The sequence below is a fragment of the Dyadobacter sp. CY356 genome (genome assembly GCF_021440195.1).
Taxonomy (GTDB): Bacteria; Bacteroidota; Bacteroidia; order Cytophagales; family Spirosomataceae; genus Dyadobacter.
Genome location: NZ_JAJTSZ010000009.1, coordinates 257,200 through 279,198 on the forward strand (window position 1 = coordinate 257,200; position 21,999 = coordinate 279,198).

At 40.1% G+C, this 21,999-nt stretch carries 19 protein-coding genes; 7 read left to right on the forward strand and 12 right to left on the reverse strand.

Annotated features, from left to right (window positions below; all coding sequences use genetic code 11):
* Window positions 1–19: 19 nt before the first annotated feature.
* A complete protein-coding gene (locus LXL81_RS24970; protein ID WP_234650032.1) occupies window positions 20–1,480 on the forward strand; it encodes a SusD/RagB family nutrient-binding outer membrane lipoprotein in 1,461 nt (486 codons plus the stop codon).
* Between the two features lie 114 nt (window positions 1,481–1,594).
* Here LXL81_RS24970 and LXL81_RS24975 read toward each other — a convergent pair whose 3' ends face one another.
* Window positions 1,595–2,356, reverse strand: a complete 762-nt coding sequence (locus LXL81_RS24975; RefSeq protein ID WP_234650034.1) for a hypothetical protein — start codon at window positions 2,354–2,356, stop codon at window positions 1,595–1,597.
* A gap of 216 nt (window positions 2,357–2,572) precedes the next feature.
* On the opposite strand from LXL81_RS24975, the gene LXL81_RS24980 reads away from it, so the two are divergent.
* Entirely contained in the window at window positions 2,573–2,827 is a 255-nt protein-coding gene (locus LXL81_RS24980; protein WP_234650036.1) for a hypothetical protein, read from the forward strand.
* Here the strand turns inward: LXL81_RS24980 and LXL81_RS24985 are convergent, their stop codons facing one another.
* On the reverse strand, window positions 2,828–5,779 hold the full coding sequence (locus tag LXL81_RS24985; RefSeq protein WP_234650102.1) for an FAD-binding and (Fe-S)-binding domain-containing protein: 2,952 nt from the start codon (window positions 5,777–5,779) through the stop codon (window positions 2,828–2,830).
* A 239-nt stretch (window positions 5,780–6,018) separates the two neighbouring features.
* On the opposite strand from LXL81_RS24985, the gene LXL81_RS24990 reads away from it, so the two are divergent.
* Window positions 6,019–7,479 (forward strand): hypothetical protein, encoded by a 1,461-nt coding sequence (locus tag LXL81_RS24990; RefSeq protein WP_234650038.1) that lies wholly within the window; start codon window positions 6,019–6,021, stop codon window positions 7,477–7,479.
* A gap of 643 nt (window positions 7,480–8,122) precedes the next feature.
* Here LXL81_RS24990 and LXL81_RS24995 read toward each other — a convergent pair.
* The 8 genes from LXL81_RS24995 to LXL81_RS25030 form a co-directional block, all read right to left on the reverse strand.
* Window positions 8,123–8,695 (reverse strand): DUF4136 domain-containing protein, encoded by a 573-nt coding sequence (locus LXL81_RS24995; protein ID WP_234650041.1) that lies wholly within the window; start codon window positions 8,693–8,695, stop codon window positions 8,123–8,125.
* 461 nt (window positions 8,696–9,156) lie between these two features.
* A complete protein-coding gene (locus tag LXL81_RS25000) occupies window positions 9,157–9,717 on the reverse strand; it encodes a fasciclin domain-containing protein (protein WP_234650043.1) in 561 nt (186 codons plus the stop codon).
* Window positions 9,718–9,897: 180 nt separating this feature from the next.
* On the reverse strand, window positions 9,898–11,049 hold the full coding sequence (locus tag LXL81_RS25005) for a glycoside hydrolase family 130 protein (protein WP_234650045.1): 1,152 nt from the start codon (window positions 11,047–11,049) through the stop codon (window positions 9,898–9,900).
* Window positions 11,050–11,286: 237 nt separating this feature from the next.
* On the reverse strand, window positions 11,287–11,895 hold the full coding sequence (locus LXL81_RS25010; RefSeq protein WP_234650047.1) for a YceI family protein: 609 nt from the start codon (window positions 11,893–11,895) through the stop codon (window positions 11,287–11,289).
* Between the two features lie 129 nt (window positions 11,896–12,024).
* Window positions 12,025–12,582, reverse strand: a complete 558-nt coding sequence (locus tag LXL81_RS25015) for an alpha/beta hydrolase (protein WP_234650049.1) — start codon at window positions 12,580–12,582, stop codon at window positions 12,025–12,027.
* Between the two features lie 202 nt (window positions 12,583–12,784).
* Window positions 12,785–13,837: a formylglycine-generating enzyme family protein gene (locus tag LXL81_RS25020; protein ID WP_409013969.1), complete on the reverse strand. Its 1,053-nt coding sequence runs from the start codon at window positions 13,835–13,837 to the stop codon at window positions 12,785–12,787.
* Window positions 13,838–13,913: 76 nt separating this feature from the next.
* Window positions 13,914–15,350 carry an NAD(P)/FAD-dependent oxidoreductase gene (locus LXL81_RS25025; protein WP_234650054.1) on the reverse strand — a complete coding sequence of 479 codons (1,437 nt, stop codon included), beginning with the start codon at window positions 15,348–15,350 and terminating at the stop codon, window positions 13,914–13,916.
* Between the two features lie 226 nt (window positions 15,351–15,576).
* A complete protein-coding gene (locus LXL81_RS25030; protein ID WP_234650055.1) occupies window positions 15,577–16,140 on the reverse strand; it encodes a DUF4142 domain-containing protein in 564 nt (187 codons plus the stop codon).
* A 341-nt stretch (window positions 16,141–16,481) separates the two neighbouring features.
* On the opposite strand from LXL81_RS25030, the gene LXL81_RS25035 reads away from it, so the two are divergent.
* The 4 genes from LXL81_RS25035 (at window position 16,482) to LXL81_RS25050 (ending at window position 19,935) form a co-directional block, all read left to right on the forward strand.
* Window positions 16,482–16,931 (forward strand): response regulator, encoded by a 450-nt coding sequence (locus LXL81_RS25035; RefSeq protein WP_234650057.1) that lies wholly within the window; start codon window positions 16,482–16,484, stop codon window positions 16,929–16,931.
* Between the two features lie 221 nt (window positions 16,932–17,152).
* Window positions 17,153–18,253 carry a DNA topoisomerase IB gene (locus LXL81_RS25040; protein WP_234650059.1) on the forward strand — a complete coding sequence of 367 codons (1,101 nt, stop codon included), beginning with the start codon at window positions 17,153–17,155 and terminating at the stop codon, window positions 18,251–18,253.
* 34 nt (window positions 18,254–18,287) lie between these two features.
* Entirely contained in the window at window positions 18,288–19,253 is a 966-nt protein-coding gene (locus LXL81_RS25045) for a lipid A deacylase LpxR family protein (RefSeq protein WP_234650061.1), read from the forward strand.
* Between the two features lie 205 nt (window positions 19,254–19,458).
* Window positions 19,459–19,935 (forward strand): PA2169 family four-helix-bundle protein, encoded by a 477-nt coding sequence (locus tag LXL81_RS25050; protein WP_234650063.1) that lies wholly within the window; start codon window positions 19,459–19,461, stop codon window positions 19,933–19,935.
* Window positions 19,936–20,061: 126 nt separating this feature from the next.
* On the opposite strand, the gene LXL81_RS25055 is transcribed toward LXL81_RS25050, so the two are convergent.
* Both LXL81_RS25055 and LXL81_RS25060 read right to left on the reverse strand, forming a co-directional pair.
* Complete coding sequence (locus LXL81_RS25055) at window positions 20,062–20,841, reverse strand: SHOCT domain-containing protein (protein ID WP_234650064.1); 780 nt, start codon at window positions 20,839–20,841, stop codon at window positions 20,062–20,064.
* Between the two features lie 71 nt (window positions 20,842–20,912).
* Complete coding sequence (locus LXL81_RS25060) at window positions 20,913–21,998, reverse strand: M48 family metallopeptidase (RefSeq protein WP_234650067.1); 1,086 nt, start codon at window positions 21,996–21,998, stop codon at window positions 20,913–20,915.
* Window position 21,999: the final 1 nt, after the last annotated feature.

The window sequence follows — 21,999 nt, forward strand, 5'->3', positions numbered from 1 at the left end:
AATCCTTAACTGATTTTTTATGAAAAGCATTATATATTCATTTCGCTCAAAGCTAATATTGGCAGCAACCCTTCTGTGCGTGTCCGCATGTACAGGAGATTTTGACGAACTTAACACAAACCCAAACAGCGCAGCCACCGGAACAGCCGACCTTTTTCTGCCACATGGTATCCAAAGTGCGGTAGATATTCAGTCGGGCGGATCGCTTGGGATGGATATTGGCGAAGGATTCTCCCAACACTGGGCCAGAATTCAGTATACCGACATAGATCAATATACGGTTTCCAGTGATGTTTATACCGCCGGATGGTCCGGGCTATACATTGAATCGCTTGCGGATTATACCCGTATTTACAAACTTGGTGCAGAATCAGGAAACACGAATTACCAGGCTGTTGCAGTGATTTTACGCTCCTGGGTTTTTATGTTGCTGACCGACATTTATGGTGATATCCCTTACACGGATGCACTTAAAGGATTGGAAGGCACACTGTTGCCCGCATACACTGCGCAAAAAGATGTATATGCCGGATTGGTTGCTGAACTGAAAACAGCGGGTGAATCCATCAATGTTGCGAATACTTCGATGCCTGTTTCGGGAGATATTCTTTTTAACGGAGATATGTTGAAATGGAAAAAATTCGCAAATTCATTGAGTTTGAAAATTCTAAGCAGAATGATTGACAAGGCAGACGCTCCCATCAATGTTAAATCTGAAATTACAAGAATTCTGTCTGATCCGGCAAAGTATCCGGTAATCGCTTCTGTTTCAGATAATATTCAGCTTAACTATCTGGATGCGACCAACAACCAGAATCCTGTTAATGTCAACCGCAAAACCCGTGACGATCACCGTGTGAGCGCAACTTTGGTAGATCGCCTGACAGCACTTAATGATGCACGTTTACCAATTTACGCGAACTTGCCGGCAGATGGCGGACCATACAAAGGTGTCCCGAACGGCTTGTCTTCTTCTGATGCCAATGCACTTGGACTTACAAAAACTTCAAAAGTTGGAAGTTATTTTGTAGCGGCAACTGCGCCGGGTGTGATTATGACTTATGCTGAGTTACTATTCCTGAAAGCTGAATTTGCTTATAAAGGAGTAACAATTGCCGGTGAGGCTGCAACCAATTATGCCGCGGCGATCACAGCCTCCTTTGCACAATACAAACTGGCGGCACCAACCGACTACATCTCGGCAAATGCTTTGAAAGCCGGAGCCGATGGCTTTACGCAGATCATGGAACAAAAATGGATTGCATTGTATGGACAAGGTTTGGAAGCCTGGACAGAATACCGTCGTACGGGGATTCCTGCGCTTAAAATACCTACTTTGAACACAAACCAAAACGTTCTTCCAACGAGATTGCCGTATCCAGGTTCGGAAGAATCTCTGAACTTTGATAATTTCTCGTCGGCCCTTACAAAACAGGGTGGCAAGAATGATATGAAACTTAAACTATGGTTTGCAAAATAGACATTAAATAAAACATAATTTTCGACTTGTATTATAACAAAAACAGGATATCAGCTTCGTGCGATATCCTGTTTTTTTTGTTTATCAAACTAAACAATTACAGATATTTCTTTATTAAAATGCCAATCCTAAACCGGCTCCAACATTTACAACACCAATAAATCTTCTCTCGTTTAAACGATCAGAATAAGGATTTCCACCAACATTTGCTACAATGGCGAGATCTTTAACCTCTGCTTTGGCGCCGATAACATCACCGCTTATTTGGAAAAACAATGCTTTAAACAGCGGCAAGCGAATACTTGCTCCTGCTCCAAATCCAATGGGCTTAACGATTGTGTGATTTAAACTCACATCCACTTTTGTCGCCGTAGGATCTATATTTCCATCGGCCGTTAACCCTTGCCCGGTCAAATAAACAGATGGTGTACTTGCCCTCACTATTCCTCCTTGCAAGTGCGCTTCAATTTGCACTCTGTTCATATTCAAATATATAGCAGGTCCAAAAAGAACTGCACCCATTTTCCATTCCGACACATCACTTTGCCAGGTATAAGTCCTGCCGATAGCCTGAACATAAGAATTGGCCTTTTCGATGATCGGGTCAGAATTCGTTTTATTAACATTTAAGCTTCCGGAAAGCCGGAAACCAAACCCGCGCCAGATCCGATGATCAAAATTAACCTGACCAAAATGACCAGACCCGGCCAAACCTGCCAGTGGGTCATTCAACTTTTCTCTGGCAAGCTGCCCGACAGGCAGGCTATATCCTCCTGTTACCGAAAAAAAATTTTTAGTATCCTGCGCTTTGCTTTCCTGATTCGAAAAAATCAGGATTGATAAAATCATGGCTGTAAGTAATGAGTAGCATTTCATATTTTGAGAGTCTGTTTATAAAAAAACAAAGAAGTTGGATTTCGCGTGAGTTCAGGAAACTAACATAAATTCAACGCTTTTAGTATATTATTTGTTCGTTTAAACACGATTTAGGGTAATTTTTTCAACACAATTACACCTAAACCTTATTTAATGGTAAGATTTTGATTTGGTATAAAAATGGTATGCCAGTTTTAAAACCAAATCACTACAATCATGGACAGAAAAGAAACAGATAACGAAGCGAGAGCTACTAAAAATACGAAAAAAGTGTGGGTATGGGTGTTAGTAGCCGGTGTGACACTGATGGCAATTGCTTTTTGGGGAGGTTTTTTGAATCACAATGAGAACTTCAAAGAATCAGAAACACCATCCGAGAATGCAACCATGCCCGCAGATACTGCTGCTTATGACACAACGATGGAAGTACATCCGGACACGATCATGAAAAGCGTGAGAGGCACTGAATAATCAATTCAGTGCTTCCCATAATATTTCGATCGGATGTTTAGCCTTACGTCCGGTCCCATCCTTTATTTGATGTCGGCAGCTGGTTCCGGGTGCGGCTATAATAACCTCATCCGGCTGTTGACGCACAGTTGGAAATAACACCAGCTCTCCAATCTGCATGGAGACTTCATAATGCTCTTCCTCATATCCAAACGATCCGGCCATTCCGCAGCAACCTGACGGGATCAGCTGTACCTTATAATTTTCGGGCAACGACAAGGCTATTTTTGAAGTAGACAGAGACGACAGTGCTTTTTGATGACAATGACCGTGGAGTTTGATCAATCGCTGTTCTTTACTAAAAGACGCTTTTGTAATCCTTTTGGCCTCAATTTCTCTTGAAATAAATTCTTCAAAAAGTAAGGCATTTGCAGCTATGTTTTGCGCATCGATTTTTAAATGTTCGGGAACAAGATCAATATATTCGTCTCTGAAAGACAAAATTGCCGACGGCTCAATACCGATCAATGGTGTTTTTTGCGTAATAATATCTTTCAGTAATTCAATATTTTTAACGGCTAACTTCTGTGCTTCTTTGACTAATCCTTTTGATAGATAAGACCTACCCGATTCTGCATGTTCCGGAATGATTACTTCATACCCAAGTTTCTCCAAAAGCATGACTGCTTTTTTTCCAATTTCAACATCGTTATAGTTGGTAAATTCATCACAAAAAAGATAGACTCTGGAATGCGTTTCGGTATTGTTATTTTTAGAATTCCTTTTCTCCCACCAACGTTTTAAAGTTGTACCTGATAGTAGAGGCATGGAACGTTCCGGATGGAAACCAACCATTTTATTCGCTACCTTTCTTAATGCAGGTGTTCCAAAAACAGCGTTAAACGCCCAGGGTGCAATAGAAGCCAGCTTCATCTGTTTGCCAAAATTTGCAATCAGACTGGTCCTTAACGGAATGGCGTGCGTTTCATAATATTGCTGGGTAAATTCCGCTTTCATTTTTCCGACATCAACGCTTGATGGACATTCAGATTTACAACCTTTGCATGACAAACAAAGATCCAGAATCTCTTTTACCATTTCCTGAGATGTTCCGGTATCAGCTGGTCCAGTTCCCGGTGTTAAATACTGACGTAAAATATTTGCCCTTGCGCGCGTCGTATCGCGTTCCTTGCGTGTGGCCATATAACTTGGGCACATTGTTCCGCCGGTTAGCTCTGTTTTGCGGCAATCTCCTGATCCGCTGCATTTTTCAGCCAGACGAAGAATTCCCTCCTGTTTAGAAAAATCGAAAGTCGTGGCAATCTGAGGCTGCGGTTTATCTTGTTCATATCGGAGAAACTCATTCATCGGCGGCGTATCAACGATCTTGTTTGCATTAAAAATGCCATTTGGATCCCAGATCCGTTTCACCTGACGGAAGATTTCGTACACCTCTTCGCCCATCATAAACGGAATAAATTCTCCGCGAAGACGCCCGTCTCCATGTTCTCCGGAGAGTGCTCCGTTATATTTTTTGACAAGAACCGCAGTATCTGCCAGTACCTGTCTGAATTTCTGTTTCCCTTCGCTTGTTTTCAGATTGATCATTGGCTCGACGTGCAACTCGCCCGCGCCAGCATGTGCATAATAGGATGCGTGCAAACCGTGACCAGCAATCAGTTTTTCAAGATCTTCGATATAATCAGGCAAATCTTCAACAGCCACGGCGCAGTCTTCAATTAAATTAACCGGCTGTGTATCGCCCGGCAAATTTCTGATCAAACCTAAACCTGCTTTTCTGATGTCCCAGGCCCTGGTTGCATCGTCACCGAACAAAACCGGATAGGCATAACCTAAACTTTCCGAGAGCAGATCAGCGATCAATACATCCGCTTGCTTTTTCACTTCCTCATCTGTATTTCCCCAAAACTCAACCATCAGCAAAGCAGCCGGATCACCTTCCAGAAAAAATCTGTTTTTGGAATAAATATGGTGACCTTTGGTGAAGTCCATGATATACCGGTCCACCAATTCAGACGCTTTCGGATTGTATTTCATCGCAACACGGTTTGCATGAAGCGATTCCGCAAGAGAATTGGCATGAATACAAACCACACCCACCGAAGCCGGCGGCATATCCACCAAAGCAATTTTAGCTTCGGTCACAAAACATAAGGTCCCTTCAGAGCCAGCGATCAAATTACATAAATTGATCTGATCTTTTTCAAAATTACTAACCAAAGCATCAAGCGCATAACCCGAATTGCGGCGTGTTACCGTTGGTTTTGCAAATTGTTTTTTGATCAATTCCTGATCAACAGGATTTGACAAAATCCCCCACATACCCGCATAAATTGACTGCTCACGTTTCCCGGCAGTGTTTGAGGATAGTTTTTTAGTATAATCTCCAACGGCTGAATTGTTAAAAACAGTTTCTGAACCATCGGATAATAAAGCTTTCACTTCCAACAAATGATCCCGCGTAGTTCCCCAGCTTATCGAATGAAGGCCGCAGGAATTATTCCCGATCATTCCGCCGATCATCGCACGACTGGCCGTAGAAGTTTCCGGCCCGAATAACAAACCATATTGCGCGAGATGTTTGTTCAAATCATCCCGGATCACGCCCGGCTGCACCCTCACCCATTTCTCCTCCGCATTAACTTCCAGAATCGCGCCGAAATGTTTTGAAATATCAACAACGATTCCTTTTCCCACAACCTGCCCGGCCAGCGAAGTTCCTGCCGCTCTTGGAATCAGCGTCACTTTCTGGTTGTTGGCAAATTTTATAAGTCTGCGAATATCCTCTACCGTTTTAGGCAAAGCAACGGCAAGCGGCAGTTCCTGATAAACAGAAGCGTCGGTTGCATAAATTTTTCTTTGTGCAGTATGCAGCGTTGAATCATCGAAGTAAAGTTCTCCTTCAAATTCATCACGAAAGTTATTAAAATCCAGTAAGGTCAGGCGATTCATCATATTATGGTGCCGAAAAATGGCGAAATTTCTTTGGACTCAGGAATTCCTGATCCACAGTCAAAGATAACGCTGCGTAACGAAAAATGGAATGTTCAACCCGACATCGGTCGTATTAACAAAAAGAAATCCGATATTGGCATAATTATTTCATTTTCTGGTAATGACAAAAGGATTATAATCCTTTGATTATAAAATCCTTATTATACTTAAAACTAAAAAAACCAATCTCTGCATTCATGAAAAAAATTACCACACTTATTTTTCTTCTTTCCAGTCTGTTATCTTTTGCACAAAAGACCTCGACCATCACATTAACTGCCACCAAACCCGATGAAGGTATTGTTTCTCTTGTTTTAGAAGATGTACACTTTCACCCCAACCTGGGCATCGGATTAGCGGACACAAGACTGGAACCACTGGCAATGGTTAATTTTAAGGAGAAAAACTCTGAACATGTTAGTGCCGCATTAAGCGAACCTAAAATTATGCGCCTTCAATACAGCGGTGGTGGCGTAAATAAAACCTGGATGTTATTTATTCAGCCGGGAGATGATCTGACTGCCAGTTTTGCAGGAAATGCTGATGTTACCTTTTCCGGTAAAAATGCTGCTTACCAGAATTTCCTGAAAACTTATTTTCTTGAAAATCAATATCAGTATTTGCCGGTTTTTGGTTACAAACCGTCACAGATCGACAACAAAAGCGTAGCGCAACAAAGCGATAGTTTGCAGAAAGTCAGACAAACGGCTTATGCAACATTCAAAACCTCAAATCCGCCATCACCCGCTTTTGATGCCTATGTAAATGCGACTACAACGACTGAACCTTTTCTGATCCACAGATTGCTTCAGGAAAAAATCATGCGCAGAAACAGGGTAAAAAAACTGGATCCGGCTCAGCAAAAGGAATTGGAAGATCTGACTTTGGCAAATTTTAAAGTATTACCGGATGAAGCCTTATTAAGTCAATCTTATCGTGAAGAGCTTAGAAACTGGATACTTATTCCAACAACACGGAAGTTCCCATTGGATTCTGCAACCCGTTATGAGCTGAGTCCGCAGGCGATCACGGATGTTTATCATTACAGCAAAACAAAATTACAAGGCCATCCAAAACAGGAAGAATATCTTCAGACTTATTGGTTAAACTATGCGGCAACGGCGATTCCAACGCTTGAAACCAGCCAGAATTTATTAACCGATTACAAAGCAAAATATCCAAAATCTGAATACACGGATTATTTTACCAAACTTTTGGAAACAAAAGCAAAACTGACTCCCGGCTCCAATGCACCTGATTTTACGCTACTGGGCAGCGATAGCTCAGCAGTAACTTTGAGAAATCTGGAAGGCAAACCGACTGTGATGGTTTTTCAGTTTAATATCGGTGCACATGAGCCAAGTTTGAAAGCGATGGAAGCTAAATATGGTGATAAAGTAACTTTCGCTTATGTAACGCTTATTTCAGGAATGCCATTTGGCAGCTGGAAAACCTATGCACAGGACAGAGCCGGTGTAAAACATTTATGGGCTTCGGAAGATGCTGCTGAATCATTAAGACAGAATTACGCGGTGGATATTCGTTATCCATTCGTGGTAATTAATGCTTCCGGAAAAATTGTGGAACGCTGGTTACCGCAGGAATTTCCGAATAATCAGAGTTTGGAGAAGGCTGTGATTAAGGCGGTGGGGAAGTAAAGAATTTTGATTTAATAAAGCCATTATTTAAAGAAGAAGTTGTCTATATGGCAACTTCTTCTTTGTATATTACAGTTAATTATATTTGTAATTGCAGCAATACTAGACTACACATTCAAAACCCAAATCCTGGGACTCATTAAAGAACCTAAGGATCACTATCAGTAAATATTTACTCCATTCAATAAACACACACAACTATGACAATTAAATCAATCGAAACCGAAGGATAATACGATCAAGCCATAACACGGATTGATCAGTTATTTGACTCACCGAAAGGAAGTATCAAAGCAAAAGAACTAGACTTACTCGTACTTGTCGTTAATAAATATGAAGCAGAAAACTATCCTATCGACGAACCTGATCCGATAGAATATGTTAAAATTCGTATTGAAGAAATGGCATGAAATAATTACCACAGATTTGCTTTACAATTACCAGCCACAACCCTACTGATTCTGCCCCGGCGGATTCTTTTTTAAACCGCCCGCATTTGTATACAACTCACATGAAACGTTTGAAAACAAGATGCACCATGCTGCCAAAAGTACAGCCCACCACCATATAATAACCTACACCATAAATAAAATGGGAGACAACGCCGAAACGTTATCTCCCATTTTATTTAACTCCCGACTTTTTACTTTGAACTATAAGTATCCGCAGTTGCCTGAGGGAATGTTCTCAAAATATCAGCCATCGTGTTTTTTACCATAGTTTCACGATCATCTTTTTTTGTAGGAGGTTTCACTTTTCCGGAAGCCCAGCCCTGCCAGATCATTTTATCATTATTCTTTTGATAAATGTTCAGGATGAACCGGCTTTCCTGATAATTGTAAGTAGAAATATTATTTCCACCACCATACCACCACATGTAAGGCGAATAACTATTGTTCGAACGTACCTGCTGACGCTCCTTAACATCTGTCATAAAACGAACTACAATCTCCGGATTCTGATCCAGTTTATAGCCTTTGCCCTGCATAACCTCAATCACAGCATCCCGGAGTCTTCTCTTATTCAAATCGCTACCCAACAGTGGATCTTGCTCATTACTACGCTCAGGTGCTACGTTAAAAGTTTTGAATTGTTTAAGATTTACGGACGAGTCGTAATCATAACTCGTTTGAAGTGCCTGACTACAGGCCAGCATTAAAGTCCCCGCCACAACCATCATCACGATGGATTTTGTCATTTTCACTATCCTTTTCATACAGTTGGATTTATTTTAGTTTACGATATATCTGACAGCTTTTCAACGGAAAGGTTTAAATCCTGATTTCAGATATCTATTTAACTAAAAAACCAATTAAATTAATATATCAAAAGAAAAAATCATTTATCCTTATTTTGTAAACTGCTAAAAATCTGTCGACTAATACTAAAAACCGTACCATGACGAATTCAATGTGGGAAACTGATATGATCGGAAATATATTCCCGCTTCTGCATAACTTTCGATCCATAATGCAAAATTAGACTTGTTTTATTGAGCCGTCAGGAAGAAGAGACAGCGTCTCCAGATTACTTTTATTGATAAACAATTCTTCTGATGAAAGTTATGTGGTATTATAACAAAAAAACAGTCCTTTCATTTTTCCGGATCACCATGAATTCCAGAAAAAGAAAGGACTGAGAAACCACTACCAACTTCACTTTTCAACCACACAATTTTTAAGGCATTAAAACCTTGTCAATTACATGAATTACACCATTTGACTGATATACGTCAGCTGTTGTAACTTTTGCAGAATTTCCTTTTGAATCTGTTACCATCAGATTTTTTCCTTTCATAGTGAAAGTCAGTTCTTCACCCTGAACGGTTTTTGCCATCGCTTTTCCACCGCCATCTTTGATCATCATCGCCACAGCTTTTGAATCCACTTTACCAGGAATAACGTGGTAAGTAAGGACCGAAGTAAGCATGTCTTTGTTTTCTGGTTTCAACAAATTGTCTACTGTTCCTTTTGGTAAAGCATCAAATGCTGAATTCATTGGTGCAAAAACAGTGAATGGACCTGTTCCTGATAATGTTTCTACCAAACCAGCTGCTTTTACTGCTGCTACCAAAGTAGTGTGATCTTTGGAATTAACTGCATTTTCAATGATGTTTTTAGAAGGATACATCTCTGCACCGCCAACCATTACTGTTTTTTCTTTTTGAGCAAATGCGCCAAATGTTGATAATAGAGCGACTGCCAATAACCCTGCAAATTTTAGTCTAAGCGTTTTCATATGTTCAATTTAGTTTTATTGATTTGCAGGATATACGCCACCAGAATCGTTTCAGATTGATTTATAAAAAGAAATAATATTATTTATAAGTAAAAAACGCTTCAATCTTTCAGTTTTTCAGATCAATAGGTCTGATCTGCTGAAAGTTAGAAGCGTTTTTTAATTGGGATTAACAAATTGTTATCTGGTTGGTATCGGATCTCCCGGCGTTTTTAATTTTGGATCAAAAACAGCCACGCCAACTCTGGAATCCGCACAGCCATAATATAAAAGCCACTTTTTCTTAAAGTAAACCATGCCTTCGATAAACACGGTACCGGCAACGTACTGACCACTTTTTTCAAAAGGCTCCATGGGCCTGAAAAATGGAACATCCATTCTACTGATCAATTTGGAAGGATCATTTTTATCAAATAAAACCTGACCTGCGCAATAACTATTAGGTGTAAATCTCAGATCACCATCAGCACCCTTATCATTTTTTCCATTGTATAACAAAACAATTCCTTTGTCCGTAACAATAGCCGGCGGGCCACATTCCGTAAGATTACTATCAAAAAATCCTTTTCTCGGCGAAATCAGATTGATCAGGTTTTCCTTATCATCCACCAAGGGCGTCCAGTTAATCAGGTCGGTTGAAGTAGCCACATTTACATTCGCTTCCCCAAAATACAACCAGTATTTTCCGTTTATCTTAGCGATTACCTGTTTGTCATTAACCAGTTTGGTTACAATAGAGCCAGACTTTGACCAGATATTATTAAATTTCCCATTATACGCTTTAACAAAAGCAGGACCGTGTTTTTCCCATTTTACCAGATCTTTTGAAGTAGCTATACCCAGTCTGGCTTTGTCCCTGTTCCATTGTGTATAAATCAAAACATAGGTTCCGTCCTCGGTTACCGCCACACGCGGATCTTCGCAACCTCCCGGCCATTCCATTGCCTTTTGATTATCATCCCCGGGATAAAAAACCGGTGTTTTTTTCCTTTTAAAAGTAATTCCGTCTGTACTTTCAGCATAACCCAAACGGGATGTGCGCATCCCTATTTCCCTTCCTAACTTATCCTCAGCACGATAAATGACCACAATTTTCCCATCTTTCATGGTCGCCGCCGGATTGAAAGTATCATTCGATTCCCAGGCTACCATCTTTTTGGTCATCGGATCCAAAAACCGCGTAGTAGTATCAGGAGATATAACCGGATTCACATTTGCCGGTCTCACAAAACCGCCAAAAGCCCAGTCAGGAAGCTCATTTTTTGTTTGTGCATGAACCTGCATTGATATCAATAAAATCGCAGGAAGTAGGCCCTTGGTAAAGTTTCTCATTAGTATAGTTTTATGATGACGAATTAATTAAAGAGTAAAAGCCAGCTCAACTACTTGGATGAGGAGCTGTTGGCTATTCGCTTTAGCGGTTAGGATGGCCTCGCAAGACGATTCAAGATTATCAGGAATATAATCTTTTTATTTAAATCTTAACAAAAAACTACCCGCTGAAATAAATCAACGGGTAGTTTCAACAAAAATCGGTCGGGCAAAAAGCTATTTCCTATAAGCCAACAGCTATTTAGCTATCAGATTTACATCCAGAACAAAATCGTTTGAAATCGCTTTGTCGCCAAGATTTTCGAAGAAATTTGTTGAGCGGAATTTAATATCATATTTTGTACGGTCCACCGTTATTTTCGCTGTGGCTGCTACTGCTTTTCCATCAGCCTTAACAGTTGCGGGAAAAGTGACATCATTTGTAATACCCTTGATCGTCAATTTTCCTGTCACATCGTATACGTTTGATCCTTTTGCAGTTACCGAGGTTATGTCAAGTTTTGACTGTGGGAATTTTTCTACCGCAAAAAAGTCATTGCCTTTCAAATGTCCGGTTAATTTTGCGTTGGAATCGTTGTCAGTTAAATCAGTAACTGTCAGAGATTTGGTATCCAGAACAAAACTCCCGCCTTTCAATTTATCTTTATCCAAAATCAAAGTTCCGCTGCTTACCGGAACAGTGCCAGTGTGTTCTCCTGTTACTTTTTTACCAACCCATACCACTTTGCTGGCTTTGGTATCAACACTTAAAGTTTTGTCCGCAGCTTTTGATTTAGCAGGATCACCTGCAATCGCAGCAGCATTTACCCATAGACCTACCAAAGCGAATACAAAGATCTTTTTCATCGTTTTCTTGAATTAAATGGATTAAAGATTATATAGATGTAAATAAATTCCTGATAAAGGTAATCGGGCGCGCAAATCGCACCCGATACACTGTACTAGCCCAATTACTACTTGATTTTATTGATAACTTCACTTAATGTCAATGATCTCAGGACTCACCAGTTGTTTCAGAATTTCTTTTCCTTCCGGCCAGTCTTCCAGTTTTGAAACGGCATTGATATGACCCTTTTTCCCAAGATTTATAAATTCGCTGCCCCAGGAAGCTGCGAAAAACTGTGAGCGTTTGATAGACGCGTAAATATCATTGGTACTGGCTACAACGATACTTTTAAACGGCAAGGGCGAAAAAGGAATTGGAACAAAACCTTCTACAAAATTCAATCTTTTTGATAGTTCCGCATCTGCCGGAGCTACCAGCAGAGCACCCTCAATCCATGGTGACGAATATTTAGCTGCCCAATGCACTACCGTTATACATCCAAGACTATGCGCCACCAGAACCGTGGGAGAAGTCAGCTTGCTGATGCTCTCCTGTAACCTTTCAACCCAGTCTTCACGATTTGGCCAGTCCCAGTTATCCTGTTGAATTCTTTTGAAAAGATCAGGTTGCTGAACTTCCCAAATCGTTTGCCAATGCTGCGGGCCTGAACCCGCTAATCCGGGAACTGTCAAAAAACGAGTACTCATATACGACGACAATCCGTTTCTAATAATTTAATTTTCGATCGTAAATTAAATCTTATATTACAAAGTAATGCCTAATTCCTGATAAAAACAATAGAATACTTAATCTATTAAGTTTATAGAGTATAAATATTTATAATTCTTATCAACTTAGACGACATTATTGGCATAAACCATTCAAAATGAATAAATTATACTTTCGGAATTATTTTGCAGCCATCACACACCGAAAACCCAGATTATTACTTCCGCTGGTAACTTCACCTTTCCCCCGACTTCCTGCCTTGTAACGAATGCAATATTCATCGCTGCACAAAAACGATCCGCCGCGCTGAACGCGTTTTACAGCACCAGGCTCGTCTGGATCGTAGCTGTCTGTTGGGCCGGTTGGGTTTTTAGCAGGACTTTTCTGATAATAATCCGGACGGTACAGATCTTCGCACCATTCCCAGACATTACCATCCATATCATACAAACCAAAAGGATTGGCAGGAAAGGTTTTTACCGGAGCCGCCGCAGCATAACCGTCCTCTTTTAAATTATGATCCGGAAAACTTCCCTGGTAAATATTGGCAACCCATTTGTTTCCCGGTTTCAGCTGATCGCCCCAGTAATAGGTGTGATTACCTCTCCCACCCTGCGCAGCAAATTCCCATTCTGCTTCCGTTGGCAAACGTTTGCCAGCCCATTTGGCATAAGCCGATGCATCTTCGTAAGACACATGGACAACCGGTAAGTTTTCACGGCCTTTGATTGAACTTCCTTTTCCTTCCGGCTGTGACCAGCTTGCGCCTGGCACATAATTCCACCATTGCAACGGATTTTCCAAAGAAACTTTTTGTGCTGTTGGCGTAAAAACCGCTGAGCCCGGAACAAGTTTATCCGCAGGAACGCCCGGATAATCAGCCGGATTCAGGGGACGTTCAGCGACTGTTTTGTAATTTGTAGCTTTTACAAAACGGGCGAATTCAGCATTTGTAACCTCATGTTCGTCCATATAAAACGGGTCAACATTGACTTTATGCATCGGCCGCGAATCCGGGAATTCATCGGCGCCCATCAGAAATTCACCGCCTTTGATCAATACCATTCCGTCTTTGCTGCCTTTTCCTTCCACAATATTTTCCTGACTTGCCAAAATTGCAGAAGCGCGTGTAGGCATTCCGTCAGCAATACACTTGGCCAGACTATCCTTTGTTTTTTCTTCTGCTGTCTGTTTTGTCTGGCAGCTTAAACCAATCATAGCAAGTGACATCATCAAAAATAAATTTCCAAAAACCTTCATCTCAAATTTTATTTTATTCATTATCAATGACCTTATTCACAAGTTTTATTTAACTAATTGAAATTTTAAAAATATCTTTCAAAGCGGTTTTCGCAGCATGAAATCCACACATACCATGAACGCCTCCGCCCGGTGGCGTGGAAGACGAACAAAGATAAATACCTGCATTGGAAGTCCGGTAAGGCGATAAACTCAATACCGGGCGTGTGTATAATTGAAAAATATCCTGAACGCCGCCATTAATATCTCCCCCGATATAGTTCGGGTTGTAAGCTTCCATTTGCTCCGTGTTCATCGTACTTCGTGCAAGAACAAGATCCTTGAAACCTGGCGCAAAGCGCTCCACCTGATTTTCAATTGCAGCAGTCATATCTTCCTTTGAGCCGCTGGGAACGTGACAATATGCCCAGGCAGTATGCTTGCCTTCCGGCGCGCGACTTTTGTCAAATACAGTGGGTTGTGATAAAAGCACAAACGGTTTTTGAGATTGTTTCCCCTCAGAAGTCATTTTTTCGCCTTCAGCAATTTCTTCAAGTGTATTGCCTAAATGGACCGTTCCTGCGCTTTGACAGGCATTGGCCTTGAAAGGAATAGGTTCACTTAATGCCCAGTCGATTTTAAAAACACCCATACCGTATCGGTATTTTGCCAGGCGATTTTTATAGGATGAATTTAATTTTTCTCCGGCAATAGCTACTAACTGCTTGGGTGTTGTATCAAACAAAACAACTTTTGCCGAAGGAAGCTGGTTTAATGATTTTACAAAAAAATCAGTTTGAATTTCACCTCCTAATGCAAGAAATTTGGCTGCTAACGCATGAGCAATAGACTGCGAACCACCTTTCGGAATGGGCCAGCCGGCTACATGCCCTGCTGCCATCAACATCAATCCGATGGCTGATGTCGTCAGATTTTCCAGTGGCTGGATCGCGTGAGCGGCCATGCCTGCCCAAAGTCCGCGTGCCTGTTTTGTCTTAAATTTATTCGCCATAAAAACAGCGGATGGAATGGCTTTCAATCCAAATTCTGCCAAGGCCAGCGGATATTTTGGTATAGGGAAAGGCCCTAATAAATCCGGTAGTAATTTTGGCAAATCCCGTACAACCGGACCCATAAAATTCAGATAAGCCGCCTCATCCATACCCAAACCCCTTGCCGTTTCCTCCACCGACTGATCCAGGACACCAGCTGTGCCGTCATCAAAAGGATGCGCAGCAGCATGTTTTGGCTGAATTAATTCCAGCCCGTATTCTTCAAGAGACAAACTTTTAAAAAAAGGAGAAAGCACCGCCATTGGATGAACAGCGGAACAGACATCGTGCAAAAAACCAGGAAGTGTTAAAGCCTGTGTTCTCATTCCCCCACCGATTTCCTTTTTGCCTTCAACCAATAAAACAGAAAGCCCCTGTTGCTGTAAGGTTATTGCGGCAGCAAATCCGTTTGGACCTGACCCTACAACTACGGCATCATATTCTGTTTTTTGCACAATTAATTCTATTTAATTATATACCAAATTCCATCAAATCACTTTCTGGAACCATCAGAGAAATACGCATGATTGAATTACTCTATAAATTTAGTAGACAAAATAACTTTATATACTTTCAAAAAACAAGAATTAATTAAAATAAGAACCGGACTTTCATTTAATACGCATAAAAAAAGCGGAACAACCTGAGGTCATTCCGCTTTCAAAAATATTAATATCGATTTTATTTCAACGTTTCTTTCAGGCCCTGTACCGTTTCAAGATGATGATTTAATGTTGGCAGTTTTTCAGCCGCCCATGTTTTTATATCGGCATCTTTGCCATCTTTCGCAGCTTCTTCAAATTTCTTGATATCTTCTTTGTGGTCATCAACCATGGCTGATACATAAGCTTTGTCAAAATCTTTTCCTGTTTTTTCAGCAAGATCATTATACATTTTCTGACATTTTTCGCTTAATGCCGTAGGAAGTGTAATGTTCTTTTTTTCTGCCAAGGCCTTTAATTCATCATTTGCCTTAGAGTGATCTTTTGCCATCATTTTACCGAAATCCTTAACGCCTGGTGATGCTGCGTTTTTTTCAGCAAGCTCTCCCAATTGTACTTCCAGCATACCGCCATCTGCCGCTGCAACAGCAAACTCTGTATCGTCTTCAAGCTTAGTGTCATCAAATTTTTTCTCATTAGCGTCCTCAGCCATTTCCTTGCTGTCTTCCTTTTTTTCTGTATTACAAGCTGAAAATGTTAATATACTTGCCAGGAATAATGCGCTTAATGTTATCTTTTTCATAATTTTTGTCATTTTAAGTGATATACAACAGTTAAAAGCAAAAAATTATGCCACCCAAATTATCTTTGGGACATCTGCTAAATCCTCGTTATCTACAATCTATGCACAATTCCCGCTTCTCATAGTGACGAATTTATTCAACATGGAGCCTTTTATTATGGTTATAGAAAAAATTTGATCGACTGTGTGCAAAGTACAGCGGTTAAAAATGTATTTTGAAAAAAGTTATATTAATTTTATGACCGATTTAACCTAACAAAATCTCTGATTGAAACGGTAAATAGAACTTTGCCGTCGCATAATAGACATTTGGACTAAAACACAACTAAGGAGTACCGAATATGACCCCCGAAAAATCTTATAATATTTTTTTAGCTGATGATGATGAAGATGATACCTTCCTTTTTCAGGAAGCATTAGAACAACTTCCCTTATCATCCAGCCTTGTTACTGCTGAAAATGGTTTGGAGTTGATGAAAAAATTAAAATCAAGTGAAATTGTTCCCGACATGATATTCCTGGACATGAATATGCCGGTTAAAAACGGACTGGAATGTCTTTCAGAACTAAGGGCAACAGATGTTTTTCGGGAAACTCCGGTTATTATTCTCTCAACTTCTGTGGCCGGATATCTTCTGGAGTCAGCTTACAGTGCAGGTGCTAATCTGTATGTTCAAAAACCCACAAGTTTTTCGAGCCTCATCAGTATCCTTGAAAAATGTTTGTCCAAGAAAGGTGATTTAGCCCTGCGACCCGATATCAGCAACTTCCTTATTGCCAACAATAATTAATCTCTACGGAAATATCTGCCATTTTGATCTGCCCGTGATTCTAAACTGAGTAGATACTTCCGCAATTTTCAGGTAAGCAACTCCTTACTTTCTGCTTACCTGAGGTTTAAAAATCTGAAAATCAACAATTTAATTTCATCTTCTCTTTACTGATCAGTTCTTTAATTATACTGGTATCGATTTATTATAATGCCAATAAATCACATAACAGTACAAGAATCATGTCTGGAGCAGTAGCCGTTGGAACACTTACAGAACCGCCTGTAATTTCCGCAAGACAAATTAAAAAACTCAAAAAAGATCCCGCACTGACAGCAGCTGCGGCAGGGCTTCATTACATTTCGGGAAGTGATGCACCGGGATATATCCGTAAAGGAAAATCGCCAAGGTTTTATTATGTTGAAAAATCGGGTGAAAGATGTAAGGATAAAGAGGCCATTGCCCGAATTAAATCACTGGTTTTACCACCTGCGTGGCAGGAAGTTTGGATCAGTAAAGATCCGGAAGGACATCTTCAGGCCACTGGTATTGACGAAGCGGGACGTAAACAGTATCGTTATCATCCGCATTGGAATTTGATACGTAATCAAACAAAATATTACCGGTTACTGACTTTTTCCGATTCGCTGCCACAGCTTCGCGAAAAGGTAGAAAGTGATCTGCGCCGCCGTACTTTTGATCTGGATAAAGCCATCGCACTGGTTATCAAATTAATGGATAAAACCTGTATCCGTGTTGGAAATCAGCGATATAAAATAAAACATGGTTCGTCCGGTATTACTACTTTGGATGCTAAACACGCTACTGTGAAAGGTAAAACGATCCGTTTTATGTTTAAAGGCAAAAAAGGCGTAAAACAGGATATTACCTTGAAGGATATACAGTTAGCAAGGCTGGTAAAACAATGCAAAGAGATGCCGGGACGCAGGCTGTTTCAGTATATCAATGAAAAAGGGGAAAAATGTTCTTTGTCGGCAAGTCATGTAAATGAATATATCAGAATACATACCGGAGCCAGTTTTTCTGCAAAGGATTTCAGGACGTGGATGGGCACGGTCACTGCTTTTGAGTTTTTGAGTGGACAATCTGAATATAAAACCAAAAGGGAATTTAATAAAACTGTAAATACCTGCCTGGATGCTGTGGCTGCACATTTAGGAAATACGCGTACCGTTTGTCGAAAATACTATGTGCATCCTGCCGTTTTTCTGGCCTACGAAAAGGGAAAAATCCAACGCATTTTTAACAAAGAAGTAGCGCATGAAAAGTATCTTTCGGATAATGAATTACATGTAAAATCTTTATTGGCGCATCCGTCTTAATCCGCTGCAAGTTTGAGAGCGTATGTCTCTTACTATGCGAAAACTATTTCTGACATTTATTTTATTAATCCCTCTGGTTTCATCATTTGGCCAGAGGATAGACAATCTTGCCTCATACCGAAATGTGACAGGCGAAAAATATTTCCGGATTCACTACGATAATGACTTTTATGGTAAAACGGATTATTACTACACGCAGGGTTATAACTTTGAATTTGTAAATCCGGGATTAAGGAAGAATCCATTAACCCGGACATTGCTTCATTTAAAAAACAGTCGCACCAAATACGGCATTTCTTTTGAACATTACGGTTTCACACCTACCAGTATAAAAAGTAATGAAATTCTGCGAAACGACCGTCCATTTGCCGGCGTGATCATGATTAAGAGTTTTGCCGCTTCTGTTGACACCTTACATAAATCCAGATTAACATCGGTACTGAGTACCGGAATGCTTGGACCGGCTGCTTTTGCCGGTAAAATGCAAAAGAAAATTCATAGCTGGACAGGTGATCAGGAACCCATGGGTTGGCAATATCAGATCAAAAATGAGGTGGTTGTTAACTATGAACTGAATTACGAAAAGGAGATTTTCAACGTACCTAATATTATTTCCCTGAATACAAATTCCGGAATTCGCCTGGGTACACTTTCTGATAAAATCCAGGGCGGAGCAACCATAACGATAGGACGGTTTGATTCTCCATTTCAAACCCATGAAAAAAGAATTAAAAATAATTACCAGCTATATTTCTATATGCAGCCGCTGGTCAGCCTTGTTGGATATGACGCTACAATGCAGGGAGGAATTATTAACCGGAGCAGCCCTTACACTTTGACGGCAGGACAGATTAATCGTTTTACTTTACAGAATTCCTATGGTGTGATTTTAAGTGTCAGGAATTTATATGTTGAATATTACAGAACGTACCTAAGCAAGGAATTTGAAACAGGCAGGACACATAAATGGGGCGGTTTAAAAATTGGATTCGCGTTTTAATTTTATAACTAGCTTAATATCATATACTTAACAACAGTAAGCGACATTATCGGTGACAGCCCAATTTCTCTTATTCCTCACAGCCGGGAAAAAACAGCAACACTTCACCACGGTTTCACTAATTATAAACACCATATACGGCAAATCTGACGATGGCATAAAGTTTTTAAATGTCATATCAATATTCATTTAAAATTACACTGTTATGTCAACTACGAACGAAAATCTTATAGAAGTATTAAATGACCTGATCCAAATTAATAACGACCGTATTGAAGGATACGAAAGAGCGATCACGGAAACTGACGATATCGACGTAGACCTGCAAGGTTTATTTCAGAAAATGGCAAATGAAAGCAGAGGTTATGTATCAGAACTTACATCTCAGGTATTAAGCCTTGGCGGTGAAGTGGAAACGGGTACTACAAATTCAGGAAAAATCTACCGTATCTGGATGGACGTGAAAGCAACCTTCACAGGCCATAGCAGACAAGCAGCATTGGAAAGCTGCGAAGGTGGAGAAGATGCCGCACAGGATGCTTACGAAGATGCATTGGCATCAGATGCTGAAATCCCGGTTGAGGTAAGACAATTGATCACGGATCAAAAAGCATCTTTGAAAACATCACACGATCTGATCAAAAAGTATCGTGATGCACATAAAGCGGTAAACAGCTTATAATAAATAAGATATATTGAAAAAGCCGGATCGAGAAATTTCTCAATCCGGCTTTTTTTACTTTCAGACTAGAATTAAATTATAAAAACCAATTCCGCCGTCATTAACAATTAAATATTAACCATTAACTTAAAGTCTTGCCAGTAATTCAGCCTTTTTAGCTTTATATTCTTCTTCGGTAATATGTCCTTTCTCAAATAAGCCAGACAATTTTTCAATCGTTGAAAATATCGAATCTTCTGAAATTGGAGCTAATGTTGGTTTTGAAGTGTTCTCATTTTCTTTCCATCCCTCCGATCGGGTTACGTCATAAGCGAGTCCGGGCGTTTCCTGGGTCAGACTTCCCGGTTCCGAAATTAATGGTAAAGTTGAAATATCAACCGGGCCATCCTGGCTTGTCAATAAATAAGACTGTCCGGAACCCTGCTGCTGAGAAACACCCGAAATCTGATGGTGCTTTGTATCGTAAATCGCTCTGCTCCCATTTTGTTCAATGACCAAACGATGTACCGGGCCAAAGTAGGCATACCGGAAATTGTTTTGAGAACCGCTTGCGGTGGGATTACCAAAAACGGTTGGCCAGGGTTTGTCCGAAGCTCCATTTTTGATTTCATTACTTTTTTCGGAAGGTTCTTCAAACAAAATTTCTGTTGATACCAATTGCGCAAGTTCAGTACAAAGCTGATCGACGGTAATTTTCAAAGTCCGGTTAAACATATCACCAACCATTGTCATTCCACCTTTCATCCATTGACCGCTACCGCCCAGTTCCGGAATATTGAATTGTGCCATTGTTGCATTTCCGCTAATGACTGCTTTCAACATTTCAGTAACACTGTCTTTGCTTAATTCATATCTTAATGCTATATCTTCAATTTTCTTCTGACCTTCTTTCGTGAGCGTTTTCATATGACTTTCTTTTTTTCCAAAACATTATATTTCAATTCAATATAACAAAAATGGTGCCATACGGGGCAATTTTATTTCATTTGCTCAACGATTTCCTGCCATTTCCTATCAAGTTTTTCATTATTTCGAATTCCTTTTTGACGAAGTGCAGCGTCTTTTGCATACCTGATTCTATCATCGGTCAGTGGATGCGTGCTTAACAAATTTAAGGTTCTGGAATCATTTGATTCAGATTTTAACAGTTTAAACAGATCTGCAAAACCTTTTAAGTCCAATCCATTTGCCTGCAAAATCCTCACCGCTTTTTCGTCAGCATCCTTTTCCAGGCTTCTGGAATAATTTAAATTCAACAACATATTAGAATTATCAGCCAAAACAGCGGTGATACCATTGATATCGTTGAAAATCAGAGAAACCAATAAATAACCGGATAAACTTCGTGAAACACTTTTCAGAGCATGACGGTAATGCACATGCGCAACTTCGTGAGCCAGAACTGCCGCAAGCTCTTCCTTCGTTTTCATGTTTGAAATGATGTTATCAAAAATAATAATATGTCCGCCCGGCAAGGCAAAAGCGTTCATTTTATCCTCTTTAACAACTGTAATCTCAACCGGATAATCCGTTTTAAAATCAATTTCCTTTACAAAATCATTAACCTTATGCGTCAGGCTATCATCTTTATTATATTGAGAAATAACATTTTCATACATTCTTTCTCCCAACTGCGTTTCCATACCCATAGGTATTTTGTCTGCAACAGTTTCTGCAAACCATGGAAGAATATAAAAATAGGCAGCAACCAGCAGCCCAATTAATGCACAAGCGAGCCCGGCAATAATCGTTGCATTCTGGTTTAATAATAAATCAATTCTTTTGCTAAAAAACGCCTTTTCAGGGTAAAGCTGTTTCAGAGAAACAAGCAGATTTCCATCCTTACATTCGATGGTTTGTTTGGGAAAATCACCATATCTGAAAATATATAGCGAATCAAAATTGAGATCCCGTTCAATATTATTAATTTCCCAGCGGACAATCTGATCGTTGAAATCCTGATCCACATATTGAATAATCCAGTGATCTGGCTTCAGATCCAATGTGGCCTGATGAGTTATTGAAAGCTTTCCGTCGAAATATAAAATATGGAAATGGTACATA

What these genes read in the sequence shown, in the direction of transcription:
- LXL81_RS24970 (WP_234650032.1), top strand. Translation starts at nt 20, where the DNA reads ATGAAAAGCATTATATATTCATTTCGCTCAAAGCTAATATTGGCAGCA.
- LXL81_RS24975 (WP_234650034.1), bottom strand. Translation starts at nt 2,356, where the DNA reads ATGAAATGCTACTCATTACTTACAGCCATGATTTTATCAATCCTGATT.
- LXL81_RS24980 (WP_234650036.1), top strand. Translation starts at nt 2,573, where the DNA reads ATGGACAGAAAAGAAACAGATAACGAAGCGAGAGCTACTAAAAATACG.
- LXL81_RS24985 (WP_234650102.1), bottom strand. Translation starts at nt 5,779, where the DNA reads ATGAATCGCCTGACCTTACTGGATTTTAATAACTTTCGTGATGAATTT.
- LXL81_RS24990 (WP_234650038.1), top strand. Translation starts at nt 6,019, where the DNA reads ATGAAAAAAATTACCACACTTATTTTTCTTCTTTCCAGTCTGTTATCT.
- LXL81_RS24995 (WP_234650041.1), bottom strand. Translation starts at nt 8,695, where the DNA reads ATGAAAAGGATAGTGAAAATGACAAAATCCATCGTGATGATGGTTGTG.
- LXL81_RS25000 (WP_234650043.1), bottom strand. Translation starts at nt 9,717, where the DNA reads ATGAAAACGCTTAGACTAAAATTTGCAGGGTTATTGGCAGTCGCTCTA.
- LXL81_RS25005 (WP_234650045.1), bottom strand. Translation starts at nt 11,049, where the DNA reads ATGAGAAACTTTACCAAGGGCCTACTTCCTGCGATTTTATTGATATCA.
- LXL81_RS25010 (WP_234650047.1), bottom strand. Translation starts at nt 11,895, where the DNA reads ATGAAAAAGATCTTTGTATTCGCTTTGGTAGGTCTATGGGTAAATGCT.
- LXL81_RS25015 (WP_234650049.1), bottom strand. Translation starts at nt 12,582, where the DNA reads ATGAGTACTCGTTTTTTGACAGTTCCCGGATTAGCGGGTTCAGGCCCG.
- LXL81_RS25020 (WP_409013969.1), bottom strand. Translation starts at nt 13,837, where the DNA reads ATGATGTCACTTGCTATGATTGGTTTAAGCTGCCAGACAAAACAGACA.
- LXL81_RS25030 (WP_234650055.1), bottom strand. Translation starts at nt 16,140, where the DNA reads ATGAAAAAGATAACATTAAGCGCATTATTCCTGGCAAGTATATTAACA.
- LXL81_RS25035 (WP_234650057.1), top strand. Translation starts at nt 16,482, where the DNA reads ATGACCCCCGAAAAATCTTATAATATTTTTTTAGCTGATGATGATGAA.
- LXL81_RS25040 (WP_234650059.1), top strand. Translation starts at nt 17,153, where the DNA reads ATGTCTGGAGCAGTAGCCGTTGGAACACTTACAGAACCGCCTGTAATT.
- LXL81_RS25045 (WP_234650061.1), top strand. Translation starts at nt 18,288, where the DNA reads ATGCGAAAACTATTTCTGACATTTATTTTATTAATCCCTCTGGTTTCA.
- LXL81_RS25050 (WP_234650063.1), top strand. Translation starts at nt 19,459, where the DNA reads ATGTCAACTACGAACGAAAATCTTATAGAAGTATTAAATGACCTGATC.
- LXL81_RS25055 (WP_234650064.1), bottom strand. Translation starts at nt 20,841, where the DNA reads ATGAAAACGCTCACGAAAGAAGGTCAGAAGAAAATTGAAGATATAGCA.
- LXL81_RS25060 (WP_234650067.1), bottom strand. Translation starts at nt 21,998, where the DNA reads ATGTACCATTTCCATATTTTATATTTCGACGGAAAGCTTTCAATAACT.